Origin of the sequence: Paracidovorax citrulli, assembly GCF_900100305.1 — a bacterium.
In the GTDB taxonomy this organism is placed as follows: Bacteria; Pseudomonadota; Gammaproteobacteria; order Burkholderiales; family Burkholderiaceae_C; genus Paracidovorax; species Paracidovorax citrulli.
The window spans coordinates 48,382-63,608 of record NZ_FNEY01000017.1; the positions used below are offsets into that span (position 1 = coordinate 48,382).

Annotated in this window: 15 protein-coding genes; 5 read left to right on the plus strand and 10 right to left on the minus strand. The window is 71.3% G+C overall.

All coding sequences use genetic code 11. The features are described 5' to 3' along the window. Positions 1-4: 4 nt before the first annotated feature. Together BLR99_RS12905 and BLR99_RS12910 are read right to left on the minus strand one after the other, a co-directional pair. The gene (locus BLR99_RS12905) at positions 5-496 is read right to left on the minus strand and encodes a DUF2165 family protein (protein WP_011795888.1); all 492 of its coding nucleotides are present in this window, start codon (positions 494-496) and stop codon (positions 5-7) included. Positions 497-528: 32 nt separating this feature from the next. Then, positions 529-1,062, minus strand: a complete 534-nt coding sequence (locus tag BLR99_RS12910; protein ID WP_011795889.1) for an OmpA family protein — start codon at positions 1,060-1,062, stop codon at positions 529-531. An 18-nt stretch (positions 1,063-1,080) separates the two neighbouring features. Between BLR99_RS12910 and BLR99_RS12915 the strand changes: the two genes are divergently transcribed. The 3 genes from BLR99_RS12915 to pdxH all read left to right on the plus strand — a co-directional run bounded on the left by BLR99_RS12915 (position 1,081) and on the right by pdxH (position 4,818). Continuing rightward, positions 1,081-1,731, plus strand: a complete 651-nt coding sequence (locus BLR99_RS12915) for a gamma-glutamylcyclotransferase (RefSeq protein ID WP_017439925.1) — start codon at positions 1,081-1,083, stop codon at positions 1,729-1,731. 184 nt (positions 1,732-1,915) lie between these two features. Beyond that, positions 1,916-4,099 (plus strand): hypothetical protein, encoded by a 2,184-nt coding sequence (locus BLR99_RS12920; protein ID WP_011795891.1) that lies wholly within the window; start codon positions 1,916-1,918, stop codon positions 4,097-4,099. A gap of 41 nt (positions 4,100-4,140) precedes the next feature. Then, positions 4,141-4,818, plus strand: a complete 678-nt coding sequence (pdxH, locus tag BLR99_RS12925; RefSeq protein WP_017439341.1) for a pyridoxamine 5'-phosphate oxidase — start codon at positions 4,141-4,143, stop codon at positions 4,816-4,818. Between the two features lie 66 nt (positions 4,819-4,884). Here pdxH and BLR99_RS12930 read toward each other — a convergent pair whose 3' ends face one another. After that, positions 4,885-5,838: an AEC family transporter gene (locus tag BLR99_RS12930; RefSeq protein ID WP_017439979.1), complete on the minus strand. Its 954-nt coding sequence runs from the start codon at positions 5,836-5,838 to the stop codon at positions 4,885-4,887. A gap of 292 nt (positions 5,839-6,130) precedes the next feature. Here BLR99_RS12930 and BLR99_RS12935 point away from each other — a divergent pair, with 292 nt between their 5' ends. Continuing rightward, positions 6,131-7,603 carry an aldehyde dehydrogenase family protein gene (locus BLR99_RS12935; RefSeq protein WP_048857587.1) on the plus strand — a complete coding sequence of 491 codons (1,473 nt, stop codon included), beginning with the start codon at positions 6,131-6,133 and terminating at the stop codon, positions 7,601-7,603. Positions 7,604-7,674: 71 nt separating this feature from the next. Beyond that, positions 7,675-9,000, plus strand: a complete 1,326-nt coding sequence (locus BLR99_RS12940; RefSeq protein WP_048857591.1) for an NAD(P)/FAD-dependent oxidoreductase — start codon at positions 7,675-7,677, stop codon at positions 8,998-9,000. A gap of 21 nt (positions 9,001-9,021) precedes the next feature. On the opposite strand, the gene BLR99_RS12945 is transcribed toward BLR99_RS12940, so the two are convergent. From BLR99_RS12945 to BLR99_RS12975, 7 genes are all read right to left on the minus strand, one after another. Beyond that, positions 9,022-11,163, minus strand: coding sequence for a TonB-dependent receptor (locus BLR99_RS12945; RefSeq protein ID WP_046059530.1), 2,142 nt, complete (start codon positions 11,161-11,163; stop codon positions 9,022-9,024). A 134-nt stretch (positions 11,164-11,297) separates the two neighbouring features. Then, the gene (locus tag BLR99_RS12950; protein WP_228194004.1) at positions 11,298-11,804 is read right to left on the minus strand and encodes a hypothetical protein; all 507 of its coding nucleotides are present in this window, start codon (positions 11,802-11,804) and stop codon (positions 11,298-11,300) included. Further along, a complete protein-coding gene (locus BLR99_RS12955; RefSeq protein ID WP_046059529.1) occupies positions 11,801-12,382 on the minus strand; it encodes a DUF3299 domain-containing protein in 582 nt (193 codons plus the stop codon). The genes BLR99_RS12950 and BLR99_RS12955 overlap by 4 nt, the downstream gene beginning before the upstream one ends. A gap of 60 nt (positions 12,383-12,442) precedes the next feature. Further along, entirely contained in the window at positions 12,443-12,724 is a 282-nt protein-coding gene (locus tag BLR99_RS12960) for a hypothetical protein (protein ID WP_011795899.1), read from the minus strand. Positions 12,725-12,778: 54 nt separating this feature from the next. Next, positions 12,779-14,047, minus strand: a complete 1,269-nt coding sequence (locus BLR99_RS12965; protein WP_046059528.1) for an ABC transporter permease — start codon at positions 14,045-14,047, stop codon at positions 12,779-12,781. Further along, on the minus strand, positions 14,044-14,727 hold the full coding sequence (locus BLR99_RS12970; protein ID WP_046059527.1) for an ABC transporter ATP-binding protein: 684 nt from the start codon (positions 14,725-14,727) through the stop codon (positions 14,044-14,046). Before BLR99_RS12970 ends, BLR99_RS12965 begins: the two co-directional genes overlap by 4 nt. Then, positions 14,724-15,227: a transcriptional repressor gene (locus BLR99_RS12975; protein ID WP_011795902.1), complete on the minus strand. Its 504-nt coding sequence runs from the start codon at positions 15,225-15,227 to the stop codon at positions 14,724-14,726. The genes BLR99_RS12970 and BLR99_RS12975 overlap by 4 nt, the downstream gene beginning before the upstream one ends.

Sequence of the window (15,227 nt, forward strand, 5' to 3'; positions counted from 1 at the left end):
CTGGCTAGCCGTTCTCGTTCTGCGCAACGTAGACGAGCACCACGCCAATACACACGATGAAGCGGAAGGCGGATTCGACGCCGTTCCACTGGGGCGACTGCCACATCAGGAACCATTCGCCCGCGACGGTCATGAAGCCGAAGAACCAGACGACCAGCCCGAGCGTCAGGCCGCAGACCGCGAGCGTCTTGGCCCGGGCGAAGGCCGGGGGTGCACCGCGCAGTTGCCGCAAAAGTGCGATGGCACCGGCCAGGCACAACGCTCCGGTCACCAGCTCCCCGGCGATGATGAGCCAGTAGGCAGCATGGTGCAGGAGCGGCGAGAAAATCGCGCGCCCCATGAGCCGGTTGCCGGGGAACGTCGTGTCCATGAGCAGGACATGCCGGGTGAACTCGAAGTTCGACCCGTAATCGACGATGTTGTTGTAGCCGACGAGCAGGCAGAACAACGCCACCAGCAGTACCAGGAGCGCTTTGGATGCCCTGATGGCGGTCATCGCGATCGTTTCCCGCGCCGGCTCGGAACTGGTCAGGCCGCGGCCAGCGTCACTTCCACGCGGCGGGCTTCGGCGGCATTGCCGTCGCCCTGGGCGAGTTCGGGCTTGCGCAGCTCGATGCGGTCCTCGGGTGCGCCGGCAGCCACCAGCGCATCGCGCACGGCCTGGGCGCGCTGCTTGGCCAGCCCTGCGTTGGCAGCGGCGTCGCCCGTGGCGTCGTGGAAGCCCGAGATCACCACGCGGCGGTTGCCGTCCTTCACCGCGCGCACCACGTCGGCGATGGCCGGAGCGGCATCGGCCGTGAGGTCGGCGCGGCCGGATGCGAAGTAGAACTTCACCACGCTGCCGTCCACCACCACGCGCGCGACCTCGTTGCCGGCGATGTCGAGCGTGCCGGCGGGAGCCACCACTTCCGCTGCAGGTGCAGGGTCCGCCGCCGGGCGCGCGATGCCGCGCTGGACCACCACGGTGCCCACCACGGCGGACACCACGACCGCGATGATCGCGAACAGGAAGCCGAGGGCGAAGCGTTGCTGGCTGTCGTCGTCGGAGGAACTGAAGGCCATGATGGGAAAACTCCGTAGATGAATAATGGTGGAATGGACGAAACCGCGAATTGTAGTGGCGCGGCCCCGGCCGCCCTCCCCTCGCCGCTGCGCGATCCGGCGCCCATGCTGGAGCGCGCCCTCGCCGAATGGGGCGGCACGCAGGACCTCTGGATCTTCGGGTACGGCTCGCTCATCTGGCGGCCCGATTTCGAGTTCGCCGAGCAGCGCCTCGCGCGGGTGCACGGCTGGCACCGCGCGCTGAAGATGTGGAGCCGCGTGAACCGCGGCACGCCCGAATGCCCGGGCCTGGTGCTGGGCATGTTCCCCGGGGGCAGCTGCCGGGGCATGGTGTTCCGCGTGGAGCGCGCGCATGCGCGGCAGGTGATGGTCAACCTCTGGCATCGCGAGATGCCCACGGGCGTGTACGACCCGCGCTGGCTGCCCTGCTCCACGCCCCTGGGCACGGTGCGGGCCCTGGCGTTCACGCTCTCGCGCAGCAGCCCGAACCACACGGGTGAGCTGTCGGAAGCGGAGTACCGGCGCATCTTCTCGGAAGCGAGCGGCCGGTACGGCACCACGCTGCAATATGCCCGGGCCACCTACGACGGCCTGCGCCGCCTGGGCATCGAGGACCGCGCGCTGGCACGGCTGCTGGAATTCTCCCCGCAGGACTCGGCCCCGGACTGACCGGCCTGCGCCACCGGCGCTGTTCGCACCGTCGGCCATCGCTTCGCCGGGCGACGGGGTGATTTCATCTATCGGAATAGATTGCAGCAAACGGCCATCCAGAAGGCTGTGGCGGCCTGTCCGGCCGTTCCCGGCGCCTCGTACGAGGCCGGCCCCGCAGCCTGATCCTTCCGAAAAGAAAACCATGACCTTCCTGCAATTTCCCGCCCTCCGCCGCAGCAGCTCCGCCGGAGAAACCTCGTCTTCAGGTGCGGCCTCGCCGCCGCAGTCTCCAGCGTCATCCAGCGGCACCGGCAGCCGCCGGCATGCCTCCGGCGGCCTGACCGAGCCGTTGCTGCGCCAGCGTCCGGCTGAAGAGCCGGACGGGGCGCCTCCGCCCCCCCCGGCCAGCGCGCCACATCGTAATATGCGGCTGCGCGGCGCGGTGCTGCGGCAGATGCTGGCCGCGGAACGCACCCGCGCGGGCCAGCGCCTCGCGCAGGCGGATGCGCTGCACGGCACGCAGGCCCGCCGCGAAGCTCGCACGCAGGCGAACCTGACCACGCTGGCGCGCCAGGCCGTGCTGCAGGTGCGGCTGAACCGCGTGCAGCGGGACGCCTACGTCGCGCGGCTCAAGGAAGTGATTTCCACCGACCAGTTCCAGCACCCCATGGCGCTCAAGGGCGCCGTCGGCCGCGGACCGGACCAGCGCCTGGCCTCCCCGGACAAGGCCATCCAGGCCGTGCTGGACTACGTACAGGCGAAGCATCCGCAAGAGGCAGCTCGCCTCGACCTGCAGGGCACCACCGAACTGCGGCTGCCGCTGGAGGCCGACATCCTCCTGAACACCTGGGAGTTCTCCGCGGGCTGCAAGGTACGGGAAATTCACCTGGCCGACGGCGGCACGGAGGAAGCCGACATCGACCTCTCCACGTATGCGGCGCGAGAAGCGATCAAGAAAGGAGCGGCGGCTTTCGGCGAGGAGGCCCGGCTGCGCCCGGTCAGCCTCAAGGACGTGGAACCCTCCAGCGAAGCCGAGGACGCCCACCTCACGCCGGCTCCAGGGCTGGAGGGCAACCCGGAAAAGCACCCGTTCGCCTTCCTGCAGGGCGTGCGCTACCGGGCCGAATCGGACCATGAGGGCCTGCAGGCACTGGTCAACCGCTGCCTGGGGGCCAGCGATCCCGTCACCCTCGAGCTTCGCGGGCGCATGGGCGCGCAGGCCGTCAATGCCGTGCTGACCCAGAAGCAATTCTCGCCGGAACTGGGATGGAGCATGCTGGCGAGCCTGGTGGGCAGCGGCGGGCTGGCGTATGCGCTGGACGTCGTGGCCTGGGGCGCGGTGATGGGCCAGGTATCCGCGGCCCTCGGCGAGGACCATCCCGCCACCCGCATGACGGAAGTGCTGCTGGCGTCGCTCACGCCCCTGTTCGCGGAAACCGTGGACTCCCTCGTCATCAAGCGCCTGCTCGGCACGTTCCAGAATGAGCCCCTGCTGCCGGAAACCTTCGCGGAATTCATGGACGACCTGAAGGATTCAGCGATTTCCGGCACCATCGCGGCCATCGGATCCATTCCGAACAATGTCGCCGGGCTGACGCAGCGCTGGGCCATGGAGCCCGTCAGCATGGTCACCAACCAGATCGCGGTCTCCACCTCGGGTGCCATGGTCCCGCGGGAAGTCGCGGCGGCCCATGGCGAAATGGCGACGGGGGTGCTGCAACGCAAGAATGATGGCTTCTTTCCGCCCCCCGACGTGGCCCTGGCCGCCGGATCCAGCGAGGCCCAGGCCCGGCGCGCGCTGGCCGACCACGCCATGGCGGATACGCAGGGCGCGCTGGAGGCGGCCCCTGGCCACGGCCTGGCCATCAACTCGATGGGCATCGGCTCGGTCATCAGCCTGCTCACGGGATTCCTGCCGTTCGACACCATGGCCCGCGCCCACGTGCTGCCGACCGTGGTGCAGAAGATCGTCACCATCATGGTCAATACGCCCACGGAAGTGCTCAGCCTGGGCGCCGGCATCCTGACCGGCAACCATCTCGGCGGCATCGGCGGCAAGCTCACCACGGACGCCGAGAAGAACCGCCGCATCATCGAACTCATCGCCCACAAGGCGGTCGAGCGGCTCGGGCAGGCGCAGTCGGGCGGGGCGCAGGGCATCGAGATCACCGAGGCGGAGCTGCAGGCCATCGAGCACCCCTCCCTGGCGCTCACTTTCCCGGCCGGGCGGACCATCGTCAACACGATGAACGGCGTGGCAGACATGGTGTCGCGCTGCTGGGGCGCGCTGCGCGGCGTGCCCCCTGAGCGCCCCGGGGAGCAGGTGGACGTGAACGCACTGATGCAGCGCATGGCGGACCAGGGCCGCCATTCCGCGCCGGTGTGACGCCGGCGTGCGCTGCCGCGGCACGGAGGCGGGCGGAAGGCATGCACAATCGCGGCATGTCTTCCCCCTCCTCCCCGTTGTCGTCCTCCATCGCCGACCTGCGCAAGAGCTACGAGCGCGCCGAACTCGGCGAGGAGGCATCGCATGCCGATCCGCTGCGCCAGTTCGACCAGTGGCTGCAGGAAGCCGTGGCAGCGCAGGTGCCCGAGCCCAATGCCATGACGCTGGCCACCGTGGGCGCGGACCTGCGCCCCAGCACCCGCGTGGTGCTCATCAAGGGCTACGACGAGCGCGGCATCGTCTGGTACACCAACTACGGGAGCCGCAAGGGCCGGCAACTGGCGGGCAACCCGTTCGCGGCCCTGCAGTTCCACTGGGTCGAGCTCGAACGCGTGGTGCGCATCGAAGGCCGGGTGGAGAAAGTGAGCGATGCGGAGAGCGACGCGTATTTCGCGAGCCGGCCGCTGGATTCGCGCATCGGCGCCTGGGCGAGCCCGCAGAGCGAGGTGATTTCCGGCCGCGGCGTGCTCGTGGCCAATGCGGCAAAGTACGGCGCACAGTTCCTGCTGCAGCCGCCCCGCCCGCCGCACTGGGGCGGCTTCCGCCTGAAACCCGACCGCTGGGAATTCTGGCAGGGCCGCAAGAGCCGCCTGCACGACCGGCTCTGCTACCGGGAAGAGACGCCGGGCGCCTGGGTGCGCGAGCGCCTCGCTCCCTGACGGCCCTCTCCTGCCCCGCCGGCTCGGCGGTCCTGCGGCGACGGGGCCGTGCCGGCCGCTGCCGTCTCAGTGCCAGAGCCGCTGGGCCAGCAGAAGCATCAACGGCACCGTGAGCAGCGCCAGCGCGGTCGAGAGCGCGATGCTGGCCGACACCTCGTCCTGCATCGTGCCGTAGCGCTGGGTGAAGAGGAAGACGTTGGCCCCCACGGGCAGTGCCGCGGCGGTGAACATCACCGCCACCGAAAGGCCCGACAGGCCCATGCCCCAGGCCAGCGCGAACAGCAGCAGCGGGTGGGCGATGTTCTTGACCATCGCGATGCCCAGGGCCTCCCGCGCATGGTGGCCGACCTTGGTGTAGGCCAGCGTCACGCCCACCAGCAGCAGCGCCATGGGGCCGAGCGCGGTGCCCAGCACCTGCAGCGGCTTGTCGATCACCTCCGGCAATACGAGGCCCGTCTGGCCGAACAGCAGGCCCGCCAGGATGGGCAGCGGCACCGGGTGCACGATGCCGTTGCGCACCGCCTGCAGCACGGTGTGCAGTACCGGGCGCGGCGCGCTGCGGCCCGAGCGCTGGCTCTCGCGCGCCTCGGCCAGCTCGAAAACGACCGTGGCGGCCGTGAGCAGCACGAGCGCGTGCAGCGAGATCAGGGTGAAGAGCGTCACCAGCCCTTCCTTGCCGTACACCAGCCCGACCAGCGGCACGCCGATCATGATGTTGTTGCTGAACATGTTGGCCAGGCCGCGTGCCGCCGAGCGGGTGGAAAAGCCCGCGAAGGCCATGGTGACGGTGAACACCAGGCCCGCCGCCAGGAAGTACAGCGCCACCGGCTGGAAGTTCAGGTCCTGCACCCGCACCGCACCCATGGTGCGGAACAGCAGTGCCGGCGTGAGCACCAGGAAGACGATGTTGGAGAGGTCCTTGATCGCGGCGGCCCGCACCCACCCGATGCGGGCCGCGAAGAAGCCGATGGAGATGCAGAGGATGACCGGGACGAGGGAGGAGAAGACGGGGGAGTTCACGGGCGGGAGGGGCACAGGTGCGCACGGCCGTGCACCACAGCGGTGATGCGGCCATGCAGAGAGGGCGGACTCGGACACGGAATTATCCTTGCGCCGCCCTGGCCGGGCGCCTGCCGTACGGGCCGGCCCCTGCCGGTGCGCCGCACGGCATGCCGCCGAGCCCCCCCAAAACCGCAGCTTCATCGCGATGCGCCCTGTTTTTCCCAACCGGCCGCGCGGCAGCGCATGGTGCAATTGCCTGCAATGAAGCTCGTTGCCGAGCCTGCCCGGAACCGGCAGGACGACTGTTTCCATGACCTTTCCCATCATCGAACGCCTGGCCCGGGACGGCCGCCTGGATCGCCTCTTCATTGACGGCGGCTGGCGGCGGCCGGAGGGGACGTCCCGGGCGACCATTACCGATCCTTCCACGGAGCAGCCGCTGGCGGACATCGCGCTGGGCGACGCCCGGGACGCCGCGGCTGCGATCGCCGCAGCCCGGCGCGCCTTCCCGGCCTGGTCCGCGACCACGCCCCGGCAGCGCGCGGATCTCCTGGGCCGGCTGCATGCCCTGGTCCTGGAGCGCGCGGAATCGTTCGCCCAGGCGATCTCGCTGGAAATGGGATCCGCCATCGGCGTGGCGCGCGGCGCGCAGGTGCCGATTGCCGCGGAACACCTGCGCGTGGCCCGCGACCTGGCGGCCAGCTATCCCTTCGTCACCCACCGCGAGGGCACGGCCATCGTGCGCGAGGCCATCGGCGTCTGCGGCCTCATCACGCCCTGGAACTGGCCGCTCTACCAGATCACCGCCAAGGTGGGGCCGGCGCTGGCCGCGGGATGCACCGTGGTGCTCAAGCCCAGCGAACTGTCCCCGTTCAGCGCGATGCTCTTCGCCGAGGCGGTGCAGGACGCCGGGATCCCCTCGGGGGTGTTCAATCTCGTCGCCGGCGAAGGCCCCGAGGTGGGGGCTGCGCTCGCGTCGCATCCCGACGTGGACATGGTCTCGATCACCGGCTCCACGCGGGCCGGCGTCCTCGTGGCCCAGGCGGCCGCGCCGACGGTCAAGCGCGTGGCCCAGGAACTGGGCGGAAAGTCCCCCAATGTCATCCTTCCGGATGCCGATCTTTCCGTGGCCGTGCCGGCCGGCGTGGCGGCGGGCATGCGCAACGTGGGCCAGTCCTGCAGTGCCCCGACGCGCATGATCGTGCCGCGCGCCCGGCTGGCCGAGGCCGAGCGCCTCGCGGCCGAGGCCGTGTCGCGCATGGTCGTCGGGGATCCCCGTTCGGAGCGGACCACGCACGGCCCGGTGGCCAATCGGGCCCAGTTCCACCGCGTGCAGGAAATGATCGCCGCCGGCGTCGAGGAAGGCGCGCGCCTGGTCTGCGGCGGCCCCGGCCGTCCGGCGGGCCTGGAGCACGGCTTCTACGCCCGTCCGACCATCTTCTCCGACGTGCATCCGCGGATGCGGATCGCCCAGGAGGAAATCTTCGGGCCGGTGCTCGTCCTCATTCCCTACGACACGGTCGATGAAGCCGTGGACATCGCCAACGACACGATCTACGGCCTGGGCGCCCACGTGCAGGGCGCCGATCCCGCGGCGGCCCGGGCGGTCGCGATGCGGATCCGGGCCGGGCAGGTGCACATCAACAACCCGGCCTGGAGCCCGCACGCCCCCTTCGGCGGCTACAAGCGCTCGGGCAACGGACGCGAATACGGCGTCGAGGGGCTCCACGAGTACCTCGAAACCAAAGCCATCCTGGGATGGGCCGGAGGCGCACCCGCATGACCGCCGGCCTGCTGCCCCGGCGCCACGCGCCGTCCCTGCGTTCCGTCCTGACCGAAAAGCGAGATCCATCCATGCAACAGCCGCTGCGCCTCATCGAAACGCCCTCCCCCTTGCCCACCAGTGCCGATGCCGTCGTGATCGGCGGAGGAATCATCGGCGTGTTCGCCGCCTACTATCTGGCCCGCAGGGGCATGTCGGTCGCGCTGGTCGAAAAGGGCGTCATCGGCGCCGAACAGTCCAGCCGCAACTGGGGCTGGTGCCGCCAGCAGAACCGGGACGCGCGCGAACTGCCCATGGCCACGAAAAGCCTGGAGCTCTGGGAACAGTTCGCCGCCGATTCCGGAGAGGACACGGGCTTCCGGCGCTGCGGCCTGTTCTACCTGAGCAACGACGAAGCCGAACTCGACCGCTGGGCCCGCTGGGGCGTCTTCGCGAAATCCGCCGGCGTCACCACTCACATGTTGAGCGCCGAGGAAGCCACGCGGCGCGGCAGCGCGACGGGCCGCCCCTGGAAGGGCGGCGTGCTCTCTCCCAGCGACGGCACTGCCGATCCCGCCAAGGCCGCTCCGGCCGCCGCCACCGCATTCATGAAGCTCGGAGGTACCGTGCACCAGAACTGCGCGGCCCGGGGCATCGAGCTGCAGGGCGGGCGCGTCAGCGGCGTGGTCACCGAGGCCGGAACCATCCGGACCCGCACCGCCATCTATGCCGGGGGCGCATGGGCGTCCTCGTTCTGCCGCCAATTGGGAATCCGCTTTCCCCAGGCTACGGTCCGCCAGTCCATCGTGCGCGTTTCGGCGGTCGCCGAGGCGCTGCCCGACACACTGCACACGGCGGGCGTGTCCCTCACCCGCCGCAGCGACGGCAGCTATACGCTGGCCATCAGCGGGCGCGGCCGGGTGGATCCCACGCCGCAGTTGCTGCGCTTCGCGCCGCAATTCGTGCCGATGTTCGCCAAGCGCTGGCGCAACGTGTTCCCCGGTGGCCTGGAGGGCATCCGGAGCGGCCACGAAACGCTGAGCCGCTGGCGCCTGGATGCGCCGACGCCGATGGAGCGCATCCGCGTGCTTGATCCGAAGGCGGATCCTGCGGCCGTCCGGGAAACCCACCGCCGGGCCGTCGCCCTGCTGCCCGCGCTGCGGGAGGCGCGCATCGCCAACGCCTGGGCCGGTTACGTGGACAGCACGCCCGACGGCGTGCCGGGCATCGGCGAGGTGCAGGGCATCCCCGGGTTCATCCTGGCCGCGGGGTTCTCGGGCCACGGCTTCGGCATCGGGCCGGGGGCGGGCCACCTGATCGCCGACCTCGCCAGCGGCGACACGCCCCTCTTCGATCCCCGCCCCTACGACCCCGAGCGGTTCAGGCACTCGGCGTGGGGCAAGGTCGCGGACTTCTAGGCCGCAGGGCGGCCCGACGCGTCAGAAGTCCACCTTCACCCCCACCTTCAGGCTGCGCCCTGGCAACGGCGCTTTCGGGAACGCCGTGGTCGTCAGGATCGATGTCGGGCTGTAGGCCAGCTTGTCCGTGATGTTGTCCAGCCGTGCGTACCACAGCGCGGTGCTGCGGGTGCCGCCGAACTGCCACTGCGTGCGGTAGCCGAGCGAGGCGTTCCACAGCGTGTAGGCGCCGGTCGCGCGCGTGCCGTCGTCGGGCACGCGGTCCTGGGCGGCCAGGTAGTCGAAACCGAGCCCTGCGCGCCAGGGGCCGCTGGCCCACAGCAGCGTGCTGCCCAGGCGCAGGGGCGCGATGCGCGGCAGCGGCTGGCCGGTATCGCGGTTGGTGGCGCGCACGATGTCGCCGCGCAGCTGCAGGTCCAGCGTGGAGCCGTCGCCGAGCAGGCGGGACGCCGGGGCCACCACCCCGCTTTCACCCACCAGCCGCACGCTGCCGCTGGCCTCCAGGCCGTGGAAGCGCGCGCGCACGCCCTGGTAGCGGTACTCGGGCAGCGCGCCGTCCGTTCCGGCCGGCACCACGTCGCCCTCCTCCGAGCGCAGCAGCCCGGTGGGCGCCAGGCCGATGTAGTTGGAGAACTGGCTCAGGAAGGCCGTGGCGGCGAAGCGGTTGGGGCCGCTCTTCCACGCAGCTCCCACGTCCACGCTGGTGGCCTTTTCCAGGCCCAGCCCCGGATCGCCCGTCTCCCAGGCCCCCGTGGCCACGTGCGGGCCGTTGGCGAACAGTTCATAGTCCTTGGGCGCGCGCTGGGTGTACGACAGGTTGGAAGTGAGCTGCCAGGCGGGCGTGAGGTTGAACAGCGCGCCCACGGCGGCGCTGTGCGGGTGGAAATCGTGCTTGCCGACGGCGAAGCGGTCCACTTCCGGGCTGCCGAAGGACTCGACCGTGTCGCGCTCCGCGCGGGCGCCGAAGGTCAGCTTGCCCCAGTCCATGCCCAGCTCTTCGTGCAGGAACAGCGCGGTGCTGCGGCTGCGGCTGCGGGGCGCGAAAGCCTCCTCGCCCTCGGCCGAGAATCGGGTTGCCTCGGCCTGAAGGCCGATGACGCCCTGCAGCCGGCCGATGGGTGCGTGCCGCGCCTCCACCCGCAGGTCGTTGCCACCGTTGCGGAAGGTGGTGCCGGGCTCGCCGCCTTCGTATTCGGTGTGGCGGTAGTCCGTGTGGCTGGCCTGCACGCGCACGCTTTGCAGCGGGCCCGCGCCGAGACGCCACAGTCCGTCCAGCGCATAGCGGTTGGAACGCATGCCGATCGTCACGTCGTCCTCGGCCACGGTGCCGTAGTCGCTGCGGTAGGTAGTGGCCGACAGGCCCAGGTAGCCCTGGTCGAAGAACGCCGTCCCGCCCACGGCGCCGCCGCGCGTGTGGCTGGCGGAGTTGCAGATGCGCCGTGCCAGGCCGGGAGAGCCGGGCTTCGAGCAGGCCAGGTCGATGGGCACGCGCACATCGTCCGTATTGCGGTCGAACACGTCGGCATGCAGGGCGAAGCGGTCGTTGCCGCCCTCCACCATCGCCGCGCCCGCGCGTTCTCCATTGCCGGTGGCGGCCGAGGCTTCGGCCTTGCCGTCCACACCGTTCAACGGCTCGCGCGGGATGCGGTTGTCGATGACGTTCACGACGCCCCCCACCGCGCTGCCGCCATAGAGCAGCGCCGCCGGGCCGCGCAGCACCTCGATGCGTTCGGTGGTCAGGGCCTCGGTGGGCACGGCATGGTCGAAGCTCAGCGCCGATGCGTCCAGCGTGGCGCCGCTGTTCTGCAGCACGCGGATGCGGTCGCCGTCCAGCCCGCGGATGATGGGCCGGCTGGCGTTGGGGCCGAAGTAGGTGCTGCTGACGCCCGGCATGCCGTCCAGCGTCTGGCCGAGGGTCGATTCGGTGCGCAGGGTGAGGTCGTCGCCGGACAGCTGGGCGGCGGGGACGACCACCGTGTCGGCTCCCAGCGGATTGCCGGTGACGGTCACCTCGGGCAGGCGCGCCCGGGGCGCGGCGGAGGCGGCGTCTGCGGCCGTTTGCGCGCGGGTACCGGAGGCTGCCAGCAGCAGCACGGCACAGGCGAGCGGATGCAGCGCTGCGCGGCCGGAACGGCCCGGGAAGGAAAAAGCGATGGGATTCATGGCGGACGAAAAAGGGAGAAAGGGAACACGGCGCACGCGCGTGGCGCCCGCATGCCCGGTGCAGACATGCAGGCGCCACGGCGGGCGAAAAGAAGGAACCGCTGCGCCCTGACGGGTCGTGCGGAAGGGCCGGATCAGGCCGCGCGGGAATGCGGCGGCGCGCGGGCCAGGAAGGCGCGCTGCGGGCGCGCGCCCACGCCCGTCGCGGGCAGGTCATCGGGTGCCGGCGATACCACCGGCATCGCCACCGGCAACAACGCCGGCAGCAGGGCCGCCCCGAAGATCGACTGGTCGAGCAGGTGGCAGTCGCTGTCCGCATGGTGCGAGAACAGCGCCTGCAGCAGGCCCGCCTCGTGGCCATGCGAAAGCGGATCGAGGCCGGCACCGGATGCCGCCCCCGCCTCGGTACCCGCGATGGAGGCACCGCCTGCCACGGCGGCACCGGCACTGGCTCCCTGCAGCACCATGGTCGCCACCGGTCCGTGCACCACCTGATGCAAACGGCCCAGCGCCGGAGAAAATACCAGGGCCGCCGCCAGCCACATCCATAGCGCGAACGCGCGGCCGCGCATCCGCCGGGTGCCTGCCGGTGGCAGCGCGCCCCTGGAGCAGCGGCGGATCATGGCGGCGGGCCGGGTCACTTCACGGGCTCGGCGTTGACCATGCGGTAGAACAGGCCGTACTCGTCATTGCCCAGCGTCTTGAATTCGCCCTGCACCACGATGGGTTCCAGCGAATACGGCACGCCGACGGAGGCCTTCACCTCCACCATGCTCTCCGGCCCGCCGGGAATGCAGAACGCGCAGGTCAGCGGCACGGACGTCAGCAGGAAATGGCGCTGCAGCGGGCGCGTGTCCATGGGCACCATGAAGCCCTGCAGGCGCTGCACCTTGCCGTCCAGTGCCTTCTGCTCGGCATTGAAGACCGGCGCGATGCGCGTCTTCAGGGTCTTCTTGGTGAGGTTTGTGAGCGTGGACCAGGGCACGACGTCGTCGCGCCGCGGCAGCGGCTTGATCGGGCTCTGCGGGCTGTGGTAGCCGGGCCCGGAGCCGGCCGGGAGCCCCCCGGGGCCGGGAGGGCCGCCAGCGGGAGCCCCGAGCGGCGACGACAGCACGGGACCGCCCGCGCCCTCTCCGCCGGGGGCCGGTGCGGTCCCCTGCGCGGCCAGGGCGCCCGTGCATGCCAGGGCACAGGCGAGGAACGGGAGCGGGAATTTCATCGGATACACGGTGTTCGCGGGGAGATCATCGCATGCGGCACCGGCCCGAGGCCGGCGCGCTCAATGCTGGTGCTTCATTCCGCAGAACTTGCCGATGGCCAGACCCTTGCAGGTGGCCTGGAGTTCCTTCACGCACTGGTCGTGTCCCTTGCCCGCCTCGAGGCACTTGGCGGCGGCCTCGTGCGCCGCGGCCATGGCCCGGTGGCGCTGGATGTCGGCCTGGACTTCCTTGTCGCCGTGCGCATGTTCTTTGGCGTCCTGGGCGTGGGCGGACAGTGCGGCCAGGGCCAGCAGCGGCGCGCAGGCCAGGGCGGTGGCGGCGGATCGGAAAGTACGGTACATGGAGGTTCCTTTCGAACAATGAAAAACAAAAAAAGCGTCAACGGACTGCGGAGTTCATTGCCGCCCCAGCAGTTCGCCCGCATCGACGCGGTAGGCCTGCAGGGCCGGCAGCAAGGCGGCCAGCACGGCCAGCGCCGCGGCAAGCGCGGGAACGGCCCATTCCCCGGGCAGCCAGACCCAGCCGGTCACGGGCATGGCATTGCGCGCGGCCAGCAGGCGCCCCACCCCTTCGGCCAGCAGGTGCCCGCAGGCCAGGCCCAGCAGCGATGCGATCAGGGCGAGCCACAGCGCCTCGCACAGCAGCAGCCCCCCCACGCGGGCCGGCGGAGTGCCCAGCATGCGCAGCATCGCGAGGTCGGCACGGCGCTCGCGCACCGCGTTCCACAGCGCGATGAACACGCTCAGCGCGGCCACGCCCAGCAGCACGCCGCCAAAGGCGCGCAGCACGTCGGCCCCCACGCCCAGCAGGCCCACGAGCCGGGTGACCTCGACCGCAGGCGACGCGGCCTGCATGGGCGTGCCGCTGTTGATGGCCCGCGGCAGCGTCACCGCCGCCAAGGGGCTGCGGTAGCGCACCAGGGCCAGCGTGACCTCGCGCTCCTGGCGCAGCACCTCCAGGTCGTCCGGGTCGTCGGCCTGTGCGGATTCATGCACCTTCCACACCGATTCCGTGGCGGTGAGCACCAGCCGGTCGAGCACGCAGCCGCACGGCTGCAGCACGCCCACCACCGTATAGGGATTGTCGCCATGCGCCTCCCCTCCCGGCGCCAGGCCGTGCGTGCCGACGAAGGACTGCCCCAGCAGCCCGCCCGCCCCGCCGCCGAGGGCGCGTCCGGCATCACCGGCAGCGCGCCGCATCGCCCCTGCCACGGTGGCGCCCAGCACGGCCTCCATGGGCCGGTTCCAGACGCGTCCGGCCGCCCATGCGGCGCCATAATGGGCGGGATACTCCGGCGTGGTCCCGACGATGCGGTAGCCGGCGAAGCTGTCGCCCAGGCTGAGGGGAATCGCCTGCGCCACGAGCGGATTGCGCTGCAGGGCCTCGAAATCCTGCAGCGCGATGTTGCCGGGCGGCACGTCGATATGGAAGACGCCCGCCAGGATCAGCTGCAGCGGGCTGCCCTTGGCGCCGACCACCAGATCGATTCCCTGCACGTCGCGCTCGAAGCCGCGGTCCACCTGCTCGGACACCAGCAGCACCAGCACCACGGCGGCCAGCCCGAGTGTCAGCAGCAGCAGGTTGAGCGCCGATGCCAGCGGGCGCGACCAGAGATACCGCCACGACAGCCGCAGGAGTTCGCCGAAGCGGGCCGGCGCACTCATGACCCGGCCTCCACGGCCCGGGGCCGCGCCGGCCGCTCCAGCGACACCGTGACGGCCCGGGGCGCGAGCGCGTCGATCGTGCGGCGGTCGTGCGTGGCGACCACCAGCGTGGCCCCGCAGCCGGCAGCGCTACCGGCCAGCAGCGCCAGCGCCGCGGCGGCGGCCTCGTCGTCCAGGCTGGCGGTGGGCTCGTCGGCCAGCAGAACGCGCGGCGACAGCAGCACGGCGCGCGCCAGCGCCACCCGCTGGGCCTGGCCACCGGAGAGCTGGTGAGGATGGCGCCGGGCCAGCGCGCCGAGGTCCAGGCGGTCCAGCACCGCGGCGATCGCCCGGTCGTCCCGGGGCAGCCCGGCCGCGAAGAAGGCCAGCGCGAGGTTCTCGGCGACGGTGAGCGCAGGCGACAGATGCAGTGCCTGCGGCAGGAAGCCGACGGCGCGCGCGCGCCACGTGTCGCGCGCGGCTTGGCCGGGCCGTGCCTCTCCGGCCAGATCCCGGCCCGCCACCACCAGCGTGCCCGCCGATGCCGAGCGCAGGCCGGCGGTCAGGGCCAGCCAGGTGGATTTTCCGGAGCCCGAAGGCCCGCGCAGCAGCAGGCAGCCGCCCTGGGGCAGGTCCACGTCGGGGAAACGCAGGAACGGGCCGCCGGGATGGGCGAACTCCAGCCCTCGGGACCGGATCATCCGCGGGTCTCCCGGGCCACGGTGTGCGCGCATTCCGCGCACCGGCCGCGCACGGAAACGTCCGCGGCCAGCTCGGCGTGGCCGGCTTCCGCCAGGGCCTGGAGCACGCGGCGCACGGCGGCGCGCAGCGGCGCGGCCCCGTCGGCGACGCGAAACTGGCGGTGGCATTCGGCACATTCGAAGCGTGCGCCCCAGCGCTCTTTGGAACTGCCCGCCAGCGTATAGCGCGTCACGCGCTGCGCATCCACATGGCGATCGAGCAGACCGGCCACGGCGAGGCGGTCCAGCAGGCGATAGACCGTGACACGGTTGGCCGGCACGCCGCGCCGCTCCAGCGCCGCGACGACTTCCGTGCCAGAGCGCGCGGCGGAGGGGTCGGACTCCATCAGCGCCAGCACCGCCCGCACGGCCCGCGTGGAGCGCAGGCCTTGCGGCAGCGCACGCTGCGCGGCGGAAGGCGATGGCGCGGTCGGGTCGGTGGAGGCGGCTGGAATCGGCAT

Bases quoted from the DNA above. Each gene is read 5' to 3' on its own strand.
- BLR99_RS12905 (WP_011795888.1), bottom strand. From the start codon at position 496: ATGACCGCCATCAGGGCATCCAAAGCGCTCCTGGTACTGCTGGTGGCG.
- BLR99_RS12910 (WP_011795889.1), bottom strand. From the start codon at position 1,062: ATGGCCTTCAGTTCCTCCGACGACGACAGCCAGCAACGCTTCGCCCTC.
- BLR99_RS12915 (WP_017439925.1), top strand. From the start codon at position 1,081: ATGAATAATGGTGGAATGGACGAAACCGCGAATTGTAGTGGCGCGGCC.
- BLR99_RS12920 (WP_011795891.1), top strand. From the start codon at position 1,916: ATGACCTTCCTGCAATTTCCCGCCCTCCGCCGCAGCAGCTCCGCCGGA.
- pdxH (WP_017439341.1), top strand. From the start codon at position 4,141: ATGCACAATCGCGGCATGTCTTCCCCCTCCTCCCCGTTGTCGTCCTCC.
- BLR99_RS12935 (WP_048857587.1), top strand. From the start codon at position 6,131: ATGACCTTTCCCATCATCGAACGCCTGGCCCGGGACGGCCGCCTGGAT.
- BLR99_RS12940 (WP_048857591.1), top strand. From the start codon at position 7,675: ATGCAACAGCCGCTGCGCCTCATCGAAACGCCCTCCCCCTTGCCCACC.
- BLR99_RS12945 (WP_046059530.1), bottom strand. From the start codon at position 11,163: ATGAATCCCATCGCTTTTTCCTTCCCGGGCCGTTCCGGCCGCGCAGCG.
- BLR99_RS12955 (WP_046059529.1), bottom strand. From the start codon at position 12,382: ATGAAATTCCCGCTCCCGTTCCTCGCCTGTGCCCTGGCATGCACGGGC.
- BLR99_RS12960 (WP_011795899.1), bottom strand. From the start codon at position 12,724: ATGTACCGTACTTTCCGATCCGCCGCCACCGCCCTGGCCTGCGCGCCG.
- BLR99_RS12965 (WP_046059528.1), bottom strand. From the start codon at position 14,047: ATGAGTGCGCCGGCCCGCTTCGGCGAACTCCTGCGGCTGTCGTGGCGG.
- BLR99_RS12970 (WP_046059527.1), bottom strand. From the start codon at position 14,727: ATGATCCGGTCCCGAGGGCTGGAGTTCGCCCATCCCGGCGGCCCGTTC.
- BLR99_RS12975 (WP_011795902.1), bottom strand. From the start codon at position 15,227: ATGCCGATTCCAGCCGCCTCCACCGACCCGACCGCGCCATCGCCTTCC.